Annotated in this window: 17 protein-coding genes; 14 read left to right on the top strand and 3 right to left on the bottom strand. The window is 70.4% G+C overall.

Annotation, left to right across the window (positions count from 1 at the left end):
- Positions 1 to 158: 158 nt before the first annotated feature.
- The gene (locus MHZ35_RS01675) at positions 159 to 1,907 is read right to left on the bottom strand and encodes a class I adenylate-forming enzyme family protein (RefSeq protein ID WP_239434096.1); all 1,749 of its coding nucleotides are present in this window, start codon (positions 1,905 to 1,907) and stop codon (positions 159 to 161) included.
- 113 nt (positions 1,908 to 2,020) lie between these two features.
- Between MHZ35_RS01675 and MHZ35_RS01670 the strand changes: the two genes are divergently transcribed.
- Positions 2,021 to 2,890 carry an acyl-CoA thioesterase gene (locus tag MHZ35_RS01670; RefSeq protein WP_239434094.1) on the top strand — a complete coding sequence of 290 codons (870 nt, stop codon included), beginning with the start codon at positions 2,021 to 2,023 and terminating at the stop codon, positions 2,888 to 2,890.
- Positions 2,891 to 3,042: 152 nt separating this feature from the next.
- Here the strand turns inward: MHZ35_RS01670 and MHZ35_RS01665 are convergent, their stop codons facing one another.
- The gene (locus tag MHZ35_RS01665; protein ID WP_239434093.1) at positions 3,043 to 4,041 is read right to left on the bottom strand and encodes a phosphotransferase family protein; all 999 of its coding nucleotides are present in this window, start codon (positions 4,039 to 4,041) and stop codon (positions 3,043 to 3,045) included.
- Positions 4,042 to 4,246: 205 nt separating this feature from the next.
- On the opposite strand from MHZ35_RS01665, the gene MHZ35_RS01660 reads away from it, so the two are divergent.
- From MHZ35_RS01660 to MHZ35_RS01600, 13 genes are all read left to right on the top strand, one after another.
- Positions 4,247 to 4,942, top strand: a complete 696-nt coding sequence (locus tag MHZ35_RS01660; RefSeq protein WP_239434092.1) for a glutathione S-transferase N-terminal domain-containing protein — start codon at positions 4,247 to 4,249, stop codon at positions 4,940 to 4,942.
- Between the two features lie 121 nt (positions 4,943 to 5,063).
- The gene (locus tag MHZ35_RS01655; protein ID WP_239434091.1) at positions 5,064 to 5,603 is read left to right on the top strand and encodes an EF-hand domain-containing protein; all 540 of its coding nucleotides are present in this window, start codon (positions 5,064 to 5,066) and stop codon (positions 5,601 to 5,603) included.
- An 83-nt stretch (positions 5,604 to 5,686) separates the two neighbouring features.
- Positions 5,687 to 6,406: a response regulator gene (locus MHZ35_RS01650; protein WP_125960095.1), complete on the top strand. Its 720-nt coding sequence runs from the start codon at positions 5,687 to 5,689 to the stop codon at positions 6,404 to 6,406.
- Positions 6,403 to 7,764 (top strand): sensor histidine kinase, encoded by a 1,362-nt coding sequence (locus MHZ35_RS01645; protein WP_239434090.1) that lies wholly within the window; start codon positions 6,403 to 6,405, stop codon positions 7,762 to 7,764. Before MHZ35_RS01650 ends, MHZ35_RS01645 begins: the two co-directional genes overlap by 4 nt.
- Before the next feature lie 100 nt (positions 7,765 to 7,864).
- Complete coding sequence (locus tag MHZ35_RS01640) at positions 7,865 to 8,560, top strand: endonuclease/exonuclease/phosphatase family protein (RefSeq protein ID WP_239434089.1); 696 nt, start codon at positions 7,865 to 7,867, stop codon at positions 8,558 to 8,560.
- An 81-nt stretch (positions 8,561 to 8,641) separates the two neighbouring features.
- The gene (locus MHZ35_RS01635) at positions 8,642 to 9,067 is read left to right on the top strand and encodes a LapA family protein (protein ID WP_239434088.1); all 426 of its coding nucleotides are present in this window, start codon (positions 8,642 to 8,644) and stop codon (positions 9,065 to 9,067) included.
- The gene (gene pyrF / locus MHZ35_RS01630; protein WP_132881952.1) at positions 9,064 to 9,738 is read left to right on the top strand and encodes an orotidine-5'-phosphate decarboxylase; all 675 of its coding nucleotides are present in this window, start codon (positions 9,064 to 9,066) and stop codon (positions 9,736 to 9,738) included. The genes MHZ35_RS01635 and pyrF overlap by 4 nt, the downstream gene beginning before the upstream one ends.
- A 398-nt stretch (positions 9,739 to 10,136) precedes the next feature.
- Positions 10,137 to 10,775, top strand: a complete 639-nt coding sequence (locus tag MHZ35_RS01625) for a phosphoribosylanthranilate isomerase (RefSeq protein ID WP_239434087.1) — start codon at positions 10,137 to 10,139, stop codon at positions 10,773 to 10,775.
- A gap of 59 nt (positions 10,776 to 10,834) precedes the next feature.
- Positions 10,835 to 12,064, top strand: a complete 1,230-nt coding sequence (gene trpB, locus MHZ35_RS01620) for a tryptophan synthase subunit beta (protein ID WP_239434086.1) — start codon at positions 10,835 to 10,837, stop codon at positions 12,062 to 12,064.
- The gene (trpA, locus tag MHZ35_RS01615; protein ID WP_239434085.1) at positions 12,061 to 12,873 is read left to right on the top strand and encodes a tryptophan synthase subunit alpha; all 813 of its coding nucleotides are present in this window, start codon (positions 12,061 to 12,063) and stop codon (positions 12,871 to 12,873) included. Before trpB ends, trpA begins: the two co-directional genes overlap by 4 nt.
- Positions 12,870 to 13,727, top strand: a complete 858-nt coding sequence (gene accD / locus MHZ35_RS01610; RefSeq protein WP_125960100.1) for an acetyl-CoA carboxylase, carboxyltransferase subunit beta — start codon at positions 12,870 to 12,872, stop codon at positions 13,725 to 13,727. Before trpA ends, accD begins: the two co-directional genes overlap by 4 nt.
- Before the next feature lie 81 nt (positions 13,728 to 13,808).
- Entirely contained in the window at positions 13,809 to 15,137 is a 1,329-nt protein-coding gene (locus MHZ35_RS01605) for a bifunctional folylpolyglutamate synthase/dihydrofolate synthase (protein ID WP_239434084.1), read from the top strand.
- A 73-nt stretch (positions 15,138 to 15,210) separates the two neighbouring features.
- Entirely contained in the window at positions 15,211 to 15,648 is a 438-nt protein-coding gene (locus MHZ35_RS01600; RefSeq protein ID WP_239434083.1) for a DUF6628 family protein, read from the top strand.
- Here the strand turns inward: MHZ35_RS01600 and MHZ35_RS01595 are convergent.
- On the bottom strand, positions 15,645 to 17,003 hold the full coding sequence (locus MHZ35_RS01595; protein ID WP_125960102.1) for an AmpG family muropeptide MFS transporter: 1,359 nt from the start codon (positions 17,001 to 17,003) through the stop codon (positions 15,645 to 15,647). The genes MHZ35_RS01600 and MHZ35_RS01595 overlap by 4 nt on opposite strands.
- Positions 17,004 to 17,192 lie beyond the last annotated feature (189 nt).

Below are 17,192 nucleotides of genomic sequence, written 5' to 3'. Positions count from 1 at the left end.
CCGAGGCCATCCCGACTGGGCCCCGGCCTTCGCCGGGGTACGAGATCGAAGATTGAGGTGCTTCCAAGCTGCGGTGCTCCCGCGGAGGCGGGAACCTCGGGTCGCGGACAACCGCATTCCTGACCCTGGGCTCCTGCCTGCGCAGGAGCACGGTGGCGTCAGCGCTTGGGGGCGAACATCTCTCGGAGCGTTTGCTTCAGGATCTTGCCGTTCGGGTTGCGGGGGAGCGTGGCCTCGACGAAGCGGATCGCGACCGGCACCTTGAAGGCCGCGAGCCGCGCGCCGACCCAGGCTTGCAGTTCGGCCTCGTCGGCCTGCGTACCCGGCGCGAGATGGACGACGGCCGCCGGCTGTTCGCCGAGCGTGCGGTGGGGGATGCCGATCAGGGCGCAGTCGGTGACCGCCGGGTGCGCGTAGAGCACGTCCTCCACCTCGGCCGCGTAGATGTTCTCGCCGCCGCGGATCACCACGTCCTTCAGCCGATCGACGATGTGGCAGAAGCCGTCCGCGTCCAGGCGGGCGAGATCGCCGGTGCGGACCCAGCCTTTCACGAAGCTGGCGGCGGTTTCCTGCGGCCGGTTCCAATAGCCCTGCACCACCATCGGCCCGCGTGCCCAGAGTTCGCCGACTTGGCCGTGCGGAAGCGGCTCGCCGGTTTCATGGCAGAGGATCTTGAGGTCGGCGGTCGCGACCGGCGGGCCGCAGCTGGTCGGCCGGGCGAGATAATCCTCGGCGGCGTTGCTGGCGACCGTCGCCATCGTCTCGGTCATGCCCCAGCCGTTGCTGGGCATCGCGCCGAACTCCGCGTGGATGCGGCGGGCAAGCGCGGGCGCGGCCGGCGCGCCGCCATAGGCGATGCGGACGAGCGAGGAGAGGTCGTGCGCAGGGCGGTCAGGATGCTCGAGCAGCTGCCAGGCGATGGCGGGGACGCCGCCGATCGCCTCGATCCGCTCCCGCTCGATCAGGGCCATGGCGGCGGCGGGATCCCATTTCCGCATCAGCACGATGGTGCCGCCGGTGGCGATCGCGATCATGAGGAAGGCGCTGCACGCGGTGACGTGGAAGAGCGGGATCGGCAGCAGAACGGTTTGCGGCGCGGCGCGTTCCGGCAGCGGAGACCCGCGGCGCAACAGCGTGCGGGCGGAGACGAAGCCCGACGAGAGGATGTTGCTCATCAGGTTGCGGTGGGTGCCGACCGCACCCTTGGGCCCGCCGGTGGTGCCGCTGGTGTAGAAGATGGTGACGGGATCGTCGGGGGCGACGTCTGCCTCTGGGAACGCGACCTCGGGAAGGTCTGCCCAATCATCGGGGCTCCCGATCAGGGCCTCAAGCGGTTCCGCATGGTCAGGAAGCGGGTCCTGCCAGCCGGAGACCAGCACCGCCTCCAGCGCCGGCAACTCCGCATAGTGGTCGAGCAGCCGTTCGTGGCGGCGCGCGTCGGCGATCAGCAGGCGGGCACCGGTGTCGGCCAACGCGAAGGCGAGTTCGCCGCCGGTCCACCAGGCGTTGAGCGGCACGGCGATGGCGCCCAGGCTCGCGATCGCCATCAGCGCGATCGGCCATTGCGGGCGGTTGCGCATCGCGATCGCAACTCGGTCGCCCTTGGCGATGCCGCGCGCGGCGAGGGCTGCGGCGAGCGTAGCGACCGCGCGATAGCTCGCCTCGAAGGTGACGCGCTCCTCCTCGTGGATCAGGAACAGGCGGTCGCCATGCGCGCGCGAGGCCTGGGCGAGCGCCGCAAGGCTGCGGGGTGCGTGCATCCAGGTGCGGGTCGGCACGCCGCGTATCGTCACCGTCTCTATCTCGTACCGCGCGCCGGGTGCGGTGAGCCGCGCGGTCGCCTCTGCCAGGGTGCAGGCGGGCCAGGCGGAGCCAGGCGGTGGTTCGATCGGTTGGTGCGTGCCCACGGCGCGGCTTCAAGCCCCGGCAGCCGTCGTCGTCAAGCCGGGCGGATAGTGCTTGCCGAATACGTAAAGCGTGTGCCTATTGGTGCGATCGGATCGAAGGAACGACTATTCCCATGACGTACACCCCGGAACGGCTGGTCGAGACGCTGACCGCGCTGCTCGACCTGGAGGAACTGGACACGGACCTGTACCGGGGCGCGCGGCTGCCCGGCGGGCGCGGGCGCGTATTCGGCGGCCAGGTGATCGGCCAGGCGCTCCAGGCGGCGCAGCGCTCCGTCGAGGACAAGATCGCCCACTCGCTCCACGCCTATTTCATGCGCGCAGGCGATGCCGAGCATCCGATCATCTTCCGCGTGACCCGCGACTTCGACGGGCGGAGCTTCGCCACGCGGCGGGTGATGGCGTTGCAGCGCGGGCAGCCGATCCTGGTGCTCGCCGCTTCCTTCCAGCACCAGGAGGAAGGGCTGCACCATCAGGACGCGATGCCAGACGTGCCGCCGCCGGAGGCGCTGGGCTCCGAAGCGCAGGTCCAGGCGGAGATGGCAGGCGAGCTGTCGGACCCGGTGCGCAAGTTCCTCGCCCAGCCGCGGCCGATCGAGATGCGGCCGGTGGCGCCGGGCGACTGGCTGCGCTCCGAGCCGCGGCCTCCGGTGCAGCACAGCTGGTTCCGCACGGTCGCTCCCCTGCCCGACGATCCCGCGCTGCACCGGGCGGTGCTCGCCTATGCCAGCGACATGCTGCTGCTCGGCACGTCGATGATGCCGCACTCGGTACGGCTGGGCGATCCGCGCATGCAGACGGCGAGCCTGGACCACGCGCTGTGGCTGCACGAGCCGTTCCGGTTCGACGACTGGCTGCTCTACACGACCGACAGCCCCTGGGCGGGCAACGGGCGCGGGTTCAACCGCGGGCGCATCTTCACGCGCGACGGGCGGCTGGTGGCGAGCGTCGCGCAGGAAGGGCTGATCCGCAAGCGGGGGTGACGGCCAAGCAGAGCAACGACTTGCGGTGCTTGGAACCCTGGGCTCCTGTCTTCGCAGGAGCACGGGGGAAAGCGGCCGACATCACTGCCGCCTTCCCAACTGGGCCCCGGCCTTCGCCGGGGTACGGGATCGATCGGGTGGGAAAGCGGCCCTTATGCCCCGGCGCGCTGGGCGTAGGTCCAGGCGGTGGCGGCCAGGGTTGCGCTGTGGGCGGGGGCCTCTTCCTGCTCCAAGATCGCGAGGCGGAAGAGCGTGTAGGCGAGGTGCCAGTCGAGGGCTGCGCCTGCTCCCCGTCCGCTCGCGTGGCAATAGCGTGCCACCATCTCGTCTGCCGAGGGGATGCCGCTTTCGGGGCCGGCGCGTTCGTCGAGGCCCGGATGCAGCTCCGTGCCGCTCACCCAGCGCGCGAGCACATAGGCAAGGTCGATGCGCGGGTCGCCGACGCCGGCCTGGTCCCAGTCGAGGACCGCGGCCACGCGGACGCCCTCCTGCGAGAAAAGGAGGTTCTGGAGGCGGAAGTCGCCGTGGACGATCGCGGGCACCGTATGGTCCGGAAGCGCGGCTGGGAGCCAGTCGGCAAGGCGGGCGAGTTCGGGCGTCGCGCGGGCGTGCGGCTTGGCGGTCCAATGGCCGAGCTTCCGGCCGAGCCGGCATTCGGTGAAGCCGATGGCGTCCAAGGCGAGCGGCGCCGGGTCGATCGCATGGAGCGCCGCGAGCGCGTCGATCCAGGCATCGTAATGTTCCCGGCGATGGGCGGGCGTCATGCCGGGCATGGTCTCGTCCCAGAGGGTGCGACCCTCCACAAGTTGCATCACGTAGAAGGGCTCGCCGAGCACGGAGGCATCGGTGCAGAGCGCGAGCGGACGGGGCGCGGGAAAGCCGGTCGGCTGCAGCGCCTGGAGCAGGCCGAACTCGCGCTCGAGCGGATGGATAGCCCCCTGCGGCTCGGACGGGCGGCGGCGGAGCACATAGGCGCGCTCGGGCGTGTCGATGCGGTAGGTGCGGTTGCGGCGCCCTCCGGCGAAGCGGACATAGGCGAGCGGCCCTTCGAACCCGTCGACCGCCTGCACCATCCACTCAGCGAGCGCGGCGCCACCGAGGTCGTCGGCCGGCCGGGTCCCCAGCATCTGCGAGGTGTCGTGGGTGGTCATGCGCGCCCTCCGCGCCAGGACCGCAAGGGTGAGGGCTGCGCCCCTGCTGCCGGGCTGCCGTTCGCCATCGCGCTCTCCCCTTGCCGCGCGCGACCGTCTCCGCCGCGCCTGGGAACCATACGCGCACGGCCTGTGCGCGTTCCCTCGCCTTGCGCGTGCCAGCCCGCCCGCCCATGTCTCCGCACCGAAACAAGGAGCCCTGCCGATGATCCATCTCCACTATTGGCCGACCCCGAACGGCCACAAGATCACGCTGTTCCTGGAGGAGACCGGCCTCCCCTACACCATCCATCCGGTGAACATCGGCAAGGGCGAGCAGTTCGCGCCCGACTTCCTGAAGATCGCGCCCAACAACCGCATGCCTGCGATCGTCGACGACGAGCCGACCGACGGCGGCGAACCGATCAGCATCTTCGAATCCGGCGCGATCCTGCTCTATCTGGCGGAGAAGACCGGCCGCTTCCTGGGGCCGGACCTGCGCACCCGCGTCGAGCAGACGCAATGGCTGATGTGGCAGATGGGCGGGCTCGGCCCGATGCTGGGGCAGAACCATCATTTCAACCGCTATGCGCCCGAGAAAATCCCTTACGCTATCGAGCGCTACCTCAAGGAAACCAACCGCTTGTACGGCGTCCTTGACCGGCGGCTGGAAGGACGCGCGTTCATCGCCGGCGACTATTCGATCGCCGACATGGCGGCCTATCCCTGGATCGTGCCGCATGAGGCGCAGGGCCAGGATCTGGCCGACTTCCCCAACGTCCAGCGCTGGTTCGAGGCGATCCGCACGCGGGCTGCGACCGAGCGCGCCTATGCGCTCGGCGAGACGGTGAACGCGAGCGGTGGGGAGATGACGGAGGAAGCGCGTCGCAACCTGTTCGGCCAGACGGCGAAGCGGGACTGAGTGCCGGGACAATTTGCGACAGTTTTCCGGTCGCGCGACATACCGGTGCGACAGGCCGGGGCCAGATAAGGAGCCATCGCCGCGGCACCCTGCCCCGGCAAGCAATGCAGAGGTTTTTCGCATGAAGAAGTTCGTAGTTGCGGCAGCGCTGGGCGCCACCATGCTGACCGGCGTCGCCCAGGCGGGCCAGCAGGACACCCCGGCACCGCGCCGCGCCGGCCCGATGGCCATGATCGACGCCAACAAGGATGGCGTCCTCACCCGCGAGGAGGCGCTGGCAGCCGCCGACGTCCAGTTCGCGCGCATGGACCAGAACAAGGACGGCAAGGTCGACGCGACCGAGATGCGCCCGCCGCACCGTCGTGGCGGCGGAAATGCCCCGGCCTCGGCCGATGCCAAGGCCCCGGCCGGCAAGCCTGCACCGGGCATGCACCGGCGCGGCGGCATGGGCGAGCGGATGCTGGCGCGCGTCGACGCCAACAAGGATGGCACGATCAGCCGCGAGGAGTTCCGCGCCGCGGCAACCACGCGCTTCGAGCGGATGGACGCCAACCGCGACGGCCGTATCGACGCCGCCGAGCAGAACGCGCTGCGCGAGCGGATGAAGGCGCGCTCGGGCCGTCACGCCCCGCCGGCACCCGCCGAAAGCGCAAACGACTGACGTTCCCCGCCGGGCGGTGCCACGCCGCCCGGCGCTTTCCGCCCGGCTGTCGCCGGCCGGGGAGTGTGATAGGTCCCCTTTCCATGGCCGATATTCCCCACCTGCTGCTGGTCGACGACGAACGCTCGATCCGGGAGCCGCTTGCCCAGTATCTGACCAAGCAGGGCTTTCGCGTGACGCAAGCGGGCGACGCGGAGGGCGCACGTGCTCGGATGGCGGCGTACGCGATCGACCTCGTCGTGCTCGACATCATGATGCCGGGCGAGGACGGGCTGTCGCTGTGCCGCCATATCCGCGAGACCAGCGACACCCCCGTGATCCTGCTGACCGCACGCGCCGAGGAGACCGACCGCATCGTCGGGCTGGAGATGGGCGCCGACGATTATGTCGTGAAGCCGTTCTCCCCGCGCGAACTGGCGGCGCGGATCAAGGTGGTGCTGCGGCGCCTGGCCGCCGGTGGCGTGCGCCAGCATGCGCCGGAAAGCGGCTCCTTCGCCTTTGCCGGCTGGGTGCTGAAGAGCGGCGAGCGCAGCCTGGTCGACCGCGAGGGCGTGTCGGTGCCCCTGTCGACGGGCGAGTACAACTTGCTCCACGCGCTGGTGACACGGCCGCGCCAGGTGCTGACCCGCGACCAGTTGCTCGACCTGACCCAGGGGCGCGAGGCGGCGGCGTTCGATCGCGCCATCGACAACCAGATCAGCCGCCTGCGCAAGAAGATCGAGACCGACCCCAAGAACCCCGAGATCATCAAGACCGTCTGGGGCGGCGGCTATACGCTGGCCAGCGAGGTCACCCGGCTTTGAACCGGCTGTGGCCCCGCAGCCTCTCCGGCCAGATTGCGCTGCTGGTCGCGATCGCGCTGTTCGTCGCGCAGGCGATCAACTTCGGCATGCTGCTGCGCGAGCGGCGCGCCGTGCGCTTCGCGCAGGTGACGGTGCCCGCCGTGACCCGCATGGTGGACGCGGCGGAGCGCCTGCGCGGCGGCCGGCCCGTGGACCCGCGCGGACCCGATCGGGACCGCCCGCGCGCCGTGCGACTGGTGCCGGACAACCCGCTGACCCACCAGGAACCCAGCGACGGCGAGTTCGAGGCGGCGGTTCGCAGCGCCTTTGCCGACGCTGGGCTCCAGGTCGGCCGCATCGAGACGGAGATCCGGCTGGTCGATCCGGACAGCCCCGTCGTGCGCCGGATGGACCGGGTCCACGCCGAGCGCCTTCGGCGTTTCGGCGCCACGCTGAAGGTGGCGGCCGAGATCCCCGGCCACGGCTGGCTGGTGCTGGAGACGCCCTGGCCGAACACCCAGCAGGGGCTGGTGTGGCAGCTCGTGGCACAGACGCTGATCCTCTATGGCTTCGTGCTGCTGCCGGTGCTGTGGATCGGGCGCCGCATTTCCAAGCCGCTGCGGGCACTGGCGCAGGCGGCGCATGACTATCGCCCCGGATCGGCGGCGAACACGGTGGAAGAATCCGGGCCGGGGGACGTGCGCGCGGTGATCGCCGCCTTCAACGGCATGAGCGTGCGCGTGAGCGGCATGCTGGAGGAAAAGGACCGGATGCTGGGTGCGATCGGGCACGACCTGCGCACGCCGCTCGCGGCGCTCCGCGTCCGCATCGAATCGGTCGAGGATGACGCCGACCGCGCGCGCATGGCCGAGACCATCGACGAGATGAACCGCACGCTGGAGGACATCCTGTCGCTCGCGCGCCTGGGACGCCCCAGCGAACCCGAGACGCAGGTGGACCTGGCGGCGCTGGTGGACGCGGTGGTCGAGGACTTCCGCGACCTGGGTGCCGACGTTTCGTTCGAGGAGGCGGAGCGCCAGCGGCTGCGCCTGCGGCCGACGCTGATGCGGCGCGCGATCCGCAACCTGATCGAGAATGCGGTCAAGTATGCGGGCGGCGCGGAGGTGCGGCTGGTGGCCGATCCGGCGCGCGTGCGCATCGAGGTAGCCGACCGCGGCCCCGGCATCCCGCCGGACCAGATCGCCCGAGTGTTCCAGCCGTTCACCCGGCTGGAGACGTCGCGCAACCGCGAGACCGGCGGCATCGGCCTGGGCCTGGCGCTCGCGCAGGCGATCGTCGGCGATGCCGGCGGCGAGATCGCGCTCGCCAATCGCGACGGCGGCGGCCTGCTCGCCACCATCACCCTGCCGCGCGGATAAGCGGCCAAGCCGCCTGAATCCTTTCGGACGCGGAACCAGTTCGGCGCCGCCGCACTTGTTTCCCCATCCCTTCCAGCGCTTTCCCCAACAGGCACCCCGGATGATCAAGATCGCCAGCTACAACATGCGCAAGGCTCTGGGCACCGATCGGCGCCGCCGGCCGGAGCGCACGCTGGAGGTGCTGCGCGAGATCGATGCGGACGTGATCGCCCTGCAGGAATGCGACCGCCGCTTCGGTCAGCGCATGGGCGTGATCCCCGAACATATGCTGGAGGAGCATACCGACTGGCGTGCCGTTCCCTTGGCGGCACGCGCGCAGAGCATGGGTTGGCACGGCAATGCGCTGCTGATCCGCAAGTCGGCGCAGGTGCTGGATTGCGAGCGGATCGAGCTGCCCGCGCTGGAGCCGCGCGGGGCCGTGTCGGCCGATCTCCGCATCGGCGGGATGCTGCTGCGCGCGGTCGGCATGCACCTGGACCTGTCGGGCCTGTGGCGACGCAAGCAGGCGGCGGCGATCCTGAGCCATTGTGACAGCGCAGCGCGCGCGATGCCGACGGTGCTGATGGGCGATCTCAACGAATGGAGCGCAGCGTCGGGCTGCCTGCGCGACTTTGCGCGGCACCACCGGTTCGCCGCGACCGGCCCGAGCTTCCACGCGCGCCGACCGGTGGGCAAGCTCGACCGGATCATGGCCTCCCCCGAACTGCAGATCGTGGACGCCGGCGTCCATGACACGGCGGCGGCGCGCACCGCCTCCGACCACCTGCCGATCTGGGCGGTGGTGGAGCGGGCCTGAAGCGCCGCTCCAGACCCTCCCTTGCCCGCGCGGCGCTCCCCGCCTAAGCAGGCGGCGACCGCAAACCATAGGGGCACGGCCATGCAATTCCTGAAAACCCTGTTCTGGGCGCTGCTCGTCGGGGTCGTGGTGGCCTTCAGCCTCAACAACATGACGATGGTGCCCGTCCGCCTGTGGGGCAGCGTCGTGGCGGACGTGAACCTGCCGCTGCTGCTGATCGTCACCTTCCTGCTGGGCTTCGTGCCCGCCTATCTGTCGCTGGTGACGGTGCGGTGGCGGGCGCGTCAGCGTATCGCCGCGACCGAGCGGGCGCTGGCGGACCTGCGTGCGGCTCAGGCGACGCCGCCCGCCACGCTGGCGCCGGGCGACCTGCCTGCCGCGCGTGTAGTGCCGGCCCCGGCCGTGACCCCGGTCCATGCCGTGGACGCGCCGGTGACCGACAACGCGCTGGGCGAGCACCCGATCACGCCGGGCGCCCCGGGCACGATTATCCAGGACCGTTCATGACCTCTCCGATCTACGTCGCTCTCGATACTCCCGATCTCGAACGTGCCAAGGCGCTGGCAAAGCGCGTCCAGCGCCACGTCGGCGGCATCAAGCTGGGGCTGGAATTCTTCATGGCGAACGGCCGCCAGGGTGTCCGCGAAATGGCGGACATCGGCCTGCCGATCTTTCTGGACCTGAAGTTCCACGACATCCCGAATACGGTCGCCAAGGCGATCCAGGCGCTGGGGCCGATCAAGCCCGCAATCCTGACCGTCCATGCCGCCGGCGGCCGGGCGATGCTGGAGGATGCCAAGGCGGCAGCGCCGACGGGTACCAAGGTGGTGGCGGTGACGATGCTCACCAGCCTGGACAGCGACGACCTGCGCTCGATCGGCCTGTCCCCGGACCCGCACGAACAGGTCGTGCGGCTGGCGGAACTCGCCAAGTCCGCGGGTGTCGACGGCATCGTCTGTTCGGGCGAGGAGGTGCGCGCAGCGCGTGCCGCATGGCGCGACGGCTTTTTCGTGGTGCCGGGCGTGCGTCCGGCGCAGGGCAAGGTCGGCGACCAGAAGCGGGTGGTCACCCCGCGCGCCGCGCTCGACTCCGGCGCCTCGATCCTGGTGATCGGGCGGCCCATCACCCAGGCGGAAGACCCGGACGAGGCAGCACGCGCGATCGGCGCGACGCTCTAAGCTTCCCCCTCCCGGGCGAACACCATCGCGGCGGCGGGCTGTTTCCGCCTGGTTGACAGCCAGACCGTCGAGGCGCAGCCTCGGACCATGTTGGCAGTCGCCCTTGCGCTCCTTGCGAGCCCGCAAAGCTGCGTAGAGGTGCAGCAGCAGTGCCGTGCCTGCACCACCGTCGCGGGGCGGCAGCAATGCTCCAACATCGGCATCGCCTGTCAGCCGGTGCGGCGAATCTGCCGTGCCCCCGACAGGCAAGCCCGGCGAGCCCCGACGGCAGGCCCCAAGGAGCATTCGGCGCAGCGCTGAGCGTCGGCTTGTTGCGGCGCCTGCCGCTCGATATCCGGAAGGGCGAGCGCATGTGCTTTCCCCTCGCGCCTGCCGCCCGGCTGTTCTATCGGGCTGGCATGCCAGTTTCCGCCAAGATTTGCGGCCTCTCGACGCCCGCCACGCTCGATGCGGCCGTGGCCGGAGGCGCGAGCCACGTCGGCTTCGTGTTCTTCCCGCCCTCCCCCCGCAACGTCGGGCTGGACCTGGCGGCGGGGCTCGCCGCGCGAGTGCCGGGCCAGGTGCGGCGCGTGGGCGTGTTCGTCGATCCGGACGACGCGCTGCTCGACGCAGCGGTGGCGGCGGGGCGGCTCGACTCGATCCAGTTGCACAAAACCGCGCCCGAACGCGTGGCGGCGATCCGCAGCCGCTTGCGCCGGGACACCTGGGCGGCGTTGGCGGTGAAGACCCGCGCCGACCTGGACGCGGCGCGCAGCTATGCCGGGGCGGCGGATCGCATCCTCTATGATGCGAAGACGCCGCCGGGCGCGGCACTGCCGGGGGGCATGGGGCTACGCTTCGACTGGACGCTGCTCGACGGGTTCCGGCACCCGCTGCCCTGGGCCTTGTCGGGCGGGCTCGATCCGGCGAACGTGACCGAGGCGATCGCGCGTACCGGCGCACCGCTGGTCGACGTCTCGTCCGGGGTCGAGGAGGCGCCCGGGGTCAAGGATCCGGCGCGGATCGGCGCCTTCCTGGGGGCCGTCACCCGCGTCTGAGAGTGGCGCGCGCGCGGAAAGGGGTTGAGGGCGTCCCCGCCGCTGCTAAAGCCGGGGCCATGAATGCGCCCAACACCTTCCGCGCCCAGCCCGACGAGCGCGGCCATTTCGGCCAGTTCGGCGGCCGCTATGTCGCCGAGACGCTGATGCCGCTGATCCTGGATCTGGAGCGCGAATATCGCGCGGCCAAGGCCGATCCAGCGTTCCAGGCCCAGTTCGACGACCTGCTCGAACATTATGTCGGCCGCCCCAGCCCGCTCTACTATGCCGAGCGGCTGACCGAGACGCTGCGCGAGAACGCGGAGCCCGGCATGGGCGCGCAGGTGTGGTTCAAGCGCGACGAGCTCAACCACACGGGCGCGCACAAGATCAACAACTGCATCGGCCAGATCCTGCTCGCGATGCGGATGGGCAAGACCCGCATCATCGCCGAAACCGGCGCGGGCCAGCACGGCGTCGCGACCGCGACGGTGTGTGCGCGCTTCGGCCTGCCCTGCACCATCTTCATGGGCGCCAAGGACGTCGAGCGGCAGCAGCCGAACGTGTTCCGCATGAAGCTGCTGGGCGCGGAAGTCCGCCCGGTGGCGAGCGGGGCGGCGACGCTGAAGGACGCGATGAACGAGGCGCTGCGCGATTGGGTCGCGAACGTTCACGACACCTTCTACATCATCGGCACCGCGGCCGGCCCCCACCCCTACCCGGAGCTGGTTCGCGACTTCCAGTCGGTGATCGGGCGCGAGGCGCGCGCGCAGATGCTGTCGCGCATCAACCGCCTGCCCGACCTGCTGGTGGCGGCGATCGGTGGCGGCTCCAACGCGATCGGGCTGTTCCACCCGTTCCTGGACGACGCCGAGGTGGCGATGCTCGGCATCGAGGCGGCGGGCCATGGCCTGGACAAGCAGCATGCCGCAAGCTTGGCGGGCGGCGCACCGGGTATCCTGCACGGCAACAAGACGTACCTGCTGCAGGACGAGGACGGCCAGATCGCCGAGGCGCACTCGATCTCGGCAGGACTCGATTATCCGGGCATCGGCCCGGAGCACAGCTGGCTGCACGAGATCGGCCGCGTGAAGTATGAGGCGGTGACGGACGTGGAAGCGCTTGACGCCTTCCAGCTGCTGTGCCGGACCGAGGGCATCATCCCCGCGCTCGAACCTTCGCATGCGATCGCAGCAGTGTCGCGCAAGGCACGAGAAATGCGGGAAGACCAGATCATCCTCGCAAACCTGTGCGGGCGCGGCGACAAGGACATCTTCACGGTCGCGGCCGCCCTTGGGGTCGCGATATGAGCCGCATTGCCGACACCTTCGCGCGCTGCCGCGAGCAGGGGCGCGCGGCGCTGGTCACCTTCGTGACAGCGGGCGATCCGAACCCGCAGGCGACGGGCGCGATCCTGGACGCGCTGGTTGCGGGCGGCGCCGACGTGATCGAGCTCGGCATGCCGTTCACCGATCCGATGGCGGACGGGCCGGCGATCCAGCTGGCCAACATCCGCAGCCTGGGCGCGGGCACGACGACTGCCGACATCCTGGCGATCGTCCGCGAGTTCCGCAGCCGGCACGCCGACGTGCCGCTGGTGCTGATGGGCTATGCCAACCCGATGGTCCGCCGCAGTGCCGACTGGTTCGCGGAAGCGGCAGCGGATGCGGGCGTGGACGGCGTGATCTGCGTCGACATCCCGCCGGAAGAGGACGACAGCCTGGGCGTGGCGCTGCGCGCGCGCGGCATCGCGCCGATCCGGCTCGCCACCCCCACCACTGACGTGGCGCGACTGCCCGCGGTGCTCGATGGCGCCGGTGGCTTCCTCTACTACGTGTCCGTCGCCGGCATCACCGGCAAGCAGCAGGCGGCGCAGGCCTCGATCGACGAGGCGGTGGCGCGGCTGAAGCAATCGACCGACCTGCCGATCGCGGTGGGCTTCGGCGTCCGCACGCCCGAACAGGCTGCCGCGATCGGCGGCGTGGCCGACGGCGTGGTGGTCGGATCGGCGATCGTGGAGATCGTCGGCGTACACGGCACCGCTGCCGCGGAGCCGGTGCGCACCTATATTCAGTCGCTCGCCGCCGCGCTGGCGAGCGCCCGGAAGGAACTTGCATGAGCTGGATTACCCGCGTTCGCAACGCGCTCCCCTTCGTCGCCCCGCGCCAGACGCCCGATAACCTGTGGCACAAGTGCAAGGGCTGCGGGCAGATGGTCTTCACCAAGGAATTGGAGGAGAACCAGTATGTCTGCCCGATGTGCGACCATCACGAGCGCATCGGCCCCAAGGAGCGGTTCGCCTATCTGTTCGACGAGGGCAGCTGCGAGACGCTGCCGAGCCCGACCGTGCCGGAGGACCCGCTCAAGTTCCGGGACTCCAAGCGCTATGCCGACCGACTGAAGGCCGCGCGCGCCAGCACCGGTGACAGCGATGCGTGGATTAACGCGCTGGGCACCATCGACGGCCACAAGGCCGTGGTGGGCGTCCAGAACTTCGGCTTCATGGGCGGATCGATGGGCCAGGCCGTGGGCGAGGCGTTCATCGCCGGCGTGGAAAAGGCGATCGAGCAGAACTGCCCGTTCATCGTCTTCACCGCATCGGGCGGCGCGCGCATGCAGGAAGGCATCCTCAGCCTGATGCAGATGCCCCGCACTACCGTCGCCATCGAGATGCTGCATGATGCGGGCCTGCCGTACATCGTCGTGCTCACCGACCCGACCTCGGGCGGGGTGATGGCGGCCTATGCGATGCTGGGCGACGTGCAGATCGCCGAGCCGAAGGCGACGCTTGCCTTCACCGGCCGCCGCGTGATCGAGAGCACGATCCGCGAGAAGCTGCCGGACGATTTCCAGACGTCGGAATATTATCGCGACCATGGCCTGATCGACATGGTCACGCACCGCAAGGAACTGCGCAGCACGCTGGCCGAGCTGATCGACTTCCTGTGCGCGGGCAACAAGCAGGCGGCGTGATCCGCGGGCGTCGGCTCCTCGACGCGAGCCGGCGCCACTTCCCCCGCGACGGCGGCGCCAAGCGGCGCTAAGGGCGCTGCCATGCCCGACCATGCCCGTTCCGCCGACCCCGCCGTACAGTTCCAGCTCGACCGCCTGATGGCACTCGGCCCGGGGGCCGACGTGCTGGGGCTCGACCGGATCACGCGGCTGCTCGCGCGGCTCGACGATCCGCAGCAGGCGCTGCCGCCAGTGATCCATGTCGCCGGCACCAACGGCAAGGGGTCGACCTGCGCCTTCCTGCGCGCGGCGCTGGAGGCGGCGGGCAAGACCGTCCACGTCTATACCAGCCCACACTTGGTGCGCTTCAACGAGCGAATCCGGGTCGCCGGCCGCCTGATCGAGGACGCGGAACTGGCAGCGCTGCTGGCGGAGGTGCTGGATGCGGGCGCGGACATCGGCGCGAGCTTCTTCGAGGTGACGACGGCGGTCGCCTTCCTCGCCTTCACCCGCACGCGCGCGGACGCCTGCATCATCGAGGTCGGGCTTGGCGGGCGGCTGGATGCGACCAACGTGATCCCGGCCCCCGCTGCCACCGCCATCGCGCAGCTGGGCATCGACCACCAGGCGTTCCTGGGCGACACCGCCGAGGCGATCGCGCGGGAGAAGGCTGGCATCGCGAAGCCCGGCGTGCCGCTGATCACCATGGCCTATCCGCCGACCGTGGCCGAGGCGGTCGCAGCGGTGGCCGCCCACGCCGGCGCCCCGCTCTTCCCACGCGGCAGCGACTGGTCGTTCCGGGTCGAGAGCGGCGAGCTGTGCTACAGCGACGCGAAGGGGACGCTGGTGACGCCGCTCCCCGCGCTCGCCGGGCCGCACCAGCCGGCCAACCTGGCGCTGGCGATCGCCACGCTGCGCCACCAGACGCGGATCGCCGGTCCGGACGCTGCCTTTGCCGCAGCAGCGCGGGAGGCGCGCTGGCCCGCGCGGATGCAGCGCCTGGCGCGGGGCCCGCTGCTCGCGCTGCTGCCCCCCGGGTCCGAGCTGTGGCTCGACGGCGGGCACAACCCGGCGGCGGCCGACGCGGTGGCGGACACCATCGAGCGGGTCGCGCACGGGCGGCCGATCCACCTGGTGCTCGGGATGCTTGCCAACAAGGATGCCGAGGGGCTGCTGGCGCCGTTCGCCCCCTTCATCGCGAGCCTGACGGCAGTGCCGGTGCCTGGGCACGCGGATCATGCCCCGGCCGAGCTGGTGGAGACGGCACATCGCCTTGGCATCACGAGCACCGCGGTCGCCGGCGAGGTTTCGACGGCGCTACGGATGGTGGCCGGGCGGGCGGACGCAGGGGAGCCGCCGGTGGTGCTGGTGCTGGGCTCGCTCTACCTGGCGGGCACGGTTCTGGAGGCGAACGACGAACTGCCGGATTGATGCGCCTTATTGATATTGACTTGCAATAGAGGGCGCACGAACCTGCTGCCACACCACGCGGCAGGAGACTCGCATGACCACCGCCCAGCCCCTTTTGCATTCCCTGTCCGAGATGCTGCCGCACGGCTGGCCCTCGCAGGAGGATCGGCTGCTGCTCCTCTATGGCATCCGCCGCACGGGGGCGAACGGGCTCCACGACGCGGCGGCTGCGCATGCGTACATGACCGCGTTCGGCCGTGAGTTCCGCCGGCCCCTGCTGCTGCTGCGCGCGTTGATGGCGGAGGTGTCGAAGACGTCGGCCAACCCGATCCAGATCGCCCCCTGCTGCTGCCCGCGCATGACCTCCGGAGAGGCCGCGCTGGTGGATGTGCTCGGCTCCGTCGAGACGCACCCCGAGCGGGCCGAACTGCTGCTGCGCGACCTCCTAGGCGTGCGGCATGCAGGCGGGCTGGTCGCGACCGCCCACCTGCTCGCGCTGGCGTTTCGAGACGGCGGGCGGCCGCTCGACTAGGCGGCGGCGGGCGCCTCGTCCGGAACCTTCTCGGTGCCGGGCTGGCGGACGTTCTGGACGACGAAGCCGCGCCGCCACAACAGGCCGAGCAGCAGCAGGCCCGGCAGCGCCACCACCATGGTCAGCAGCCAGAAGCCGACCCAGCCGAGCGCATCGGCGGCCAGCCCCGCGGGTGCGGCGAGCCACGTCCGCCCGACCGCGGCGAAGGAGGACAGGAGCGCGAACTGGGTGGCGGTATAGGCGAGGTTCGAGAGACCCGAGAGATAGGTCACGAACACGGTCAGGCCGATGCCGCTCGTCACCTGCTCGGTGGCGACCGCGATCGTCAGCCAGGTCACGGAATGGCCGTGCATGGCGAGGATCGCGAAGGTCAGGTTGCTCAGCATCATCAGCACGCCCGAGGCGATCAGCGCCCGTCCCATGCCGAGCCAGGCCATGAACGGCGCGGCGAGCGCGGTGCCGACGATCAGGCCCCAGAAGCCGACCACCTTGTTGATGGCGATGAACTCGGTGTCGGAGAAGCCGAGCTCGACGATCATCGGGTTGAGCATCGCCTGCCCCATGGCGTCGCCGAGCTTGTAGATCAGCACGAACAGCAGGATCAGCACCGCGCCGCGGCGGCGCAGGAACTCACGGAAAGGCCCGACGACGGTGTCGCGCAGCCACTGGCCGTGCGAGCCTTCGCGCGCGACGGTGGCATCGTGGCGGCCCGGCCCGGCATACAAGGCGCCCAGCATCGCCGGCACGACACAGAAGGCGGTGAGGCCATAGCCCAGCGCCCAGCCGAGGCCCCACCCCTCCGGAGAGGCGATGGCGATGGTGCCGACGCCGGCGATGAGGTTGCCGATGCGATAGCCGAACTGGTTGTTGGCGGTGCCGAAGGGCAGTTCCTCGTCGGAGAGGATCTCGATGCGATAGGCGTCGATGACGATGTCCTGGGTCGCGGACAGGAAGGCCGTCACGATCGCCCAGAAGGCGAAGAGCCCCAAATGGAGCTCCGGCTGGCTGGCGCCGAGCATCCACACGGACACGAACAGGAGCGCCTGGATGAAGAACAGCCAGGCGCGGCGCTGCCCGACCAGCCGCGTGAGCACCGGCAGGCGCAGCCGGTCGATCAGCGGCGCCCACAGGAACTTGAGCGTATAGGGCGTGGTGAGGCCGATCGCGAAGCCGATGGTCTTCTTGTCGATGCCGACCTTGGCCAGCCAGAAGCCCATGGTGCCGAGCAGCAGCGTGAGCGGGAAGCCGCTGGCGATGCCGAGCAGGAACGCGACCAGCGGCTTCGGGCGCACATAGGGCGCCATCGCTGCCACGCGGCGCCTGCCTCCGTTGCGCTCGCCGGCGACCTCAACCATTGCACTTTCCTTGAAACGCCGCCCCGGCAGCAAACCGCGCGCACCCTAACGCGCTCCCGCCGCTTTTGAAGGGGCGCAAATCGGCCTGCCGCAAATCCTACCCATTCGGCTGGGGTTCATCTCCAGGGAGTGATAGAAGCGTGGCCGACGGCGAGGGTCCGGACTGGAGCCTCGAAACGTCACCCGTCG

Source organism: Sphingomonas sp. ACRSK (assembly GCF_022346685.1).
In the GTDB taxonomy this organism is placed as follows: Bacteria; Pseudomonadota; Alphaproteobacteria; order Sphingomonadales; family Sphingomonadaceae; genus Sphingomonas; species Sphingomonas molluscorum.
Note: the sequence above shows the minus strand (reverse complement) of the source record. Positions and strands in the feature narration are given on the sequence as shown.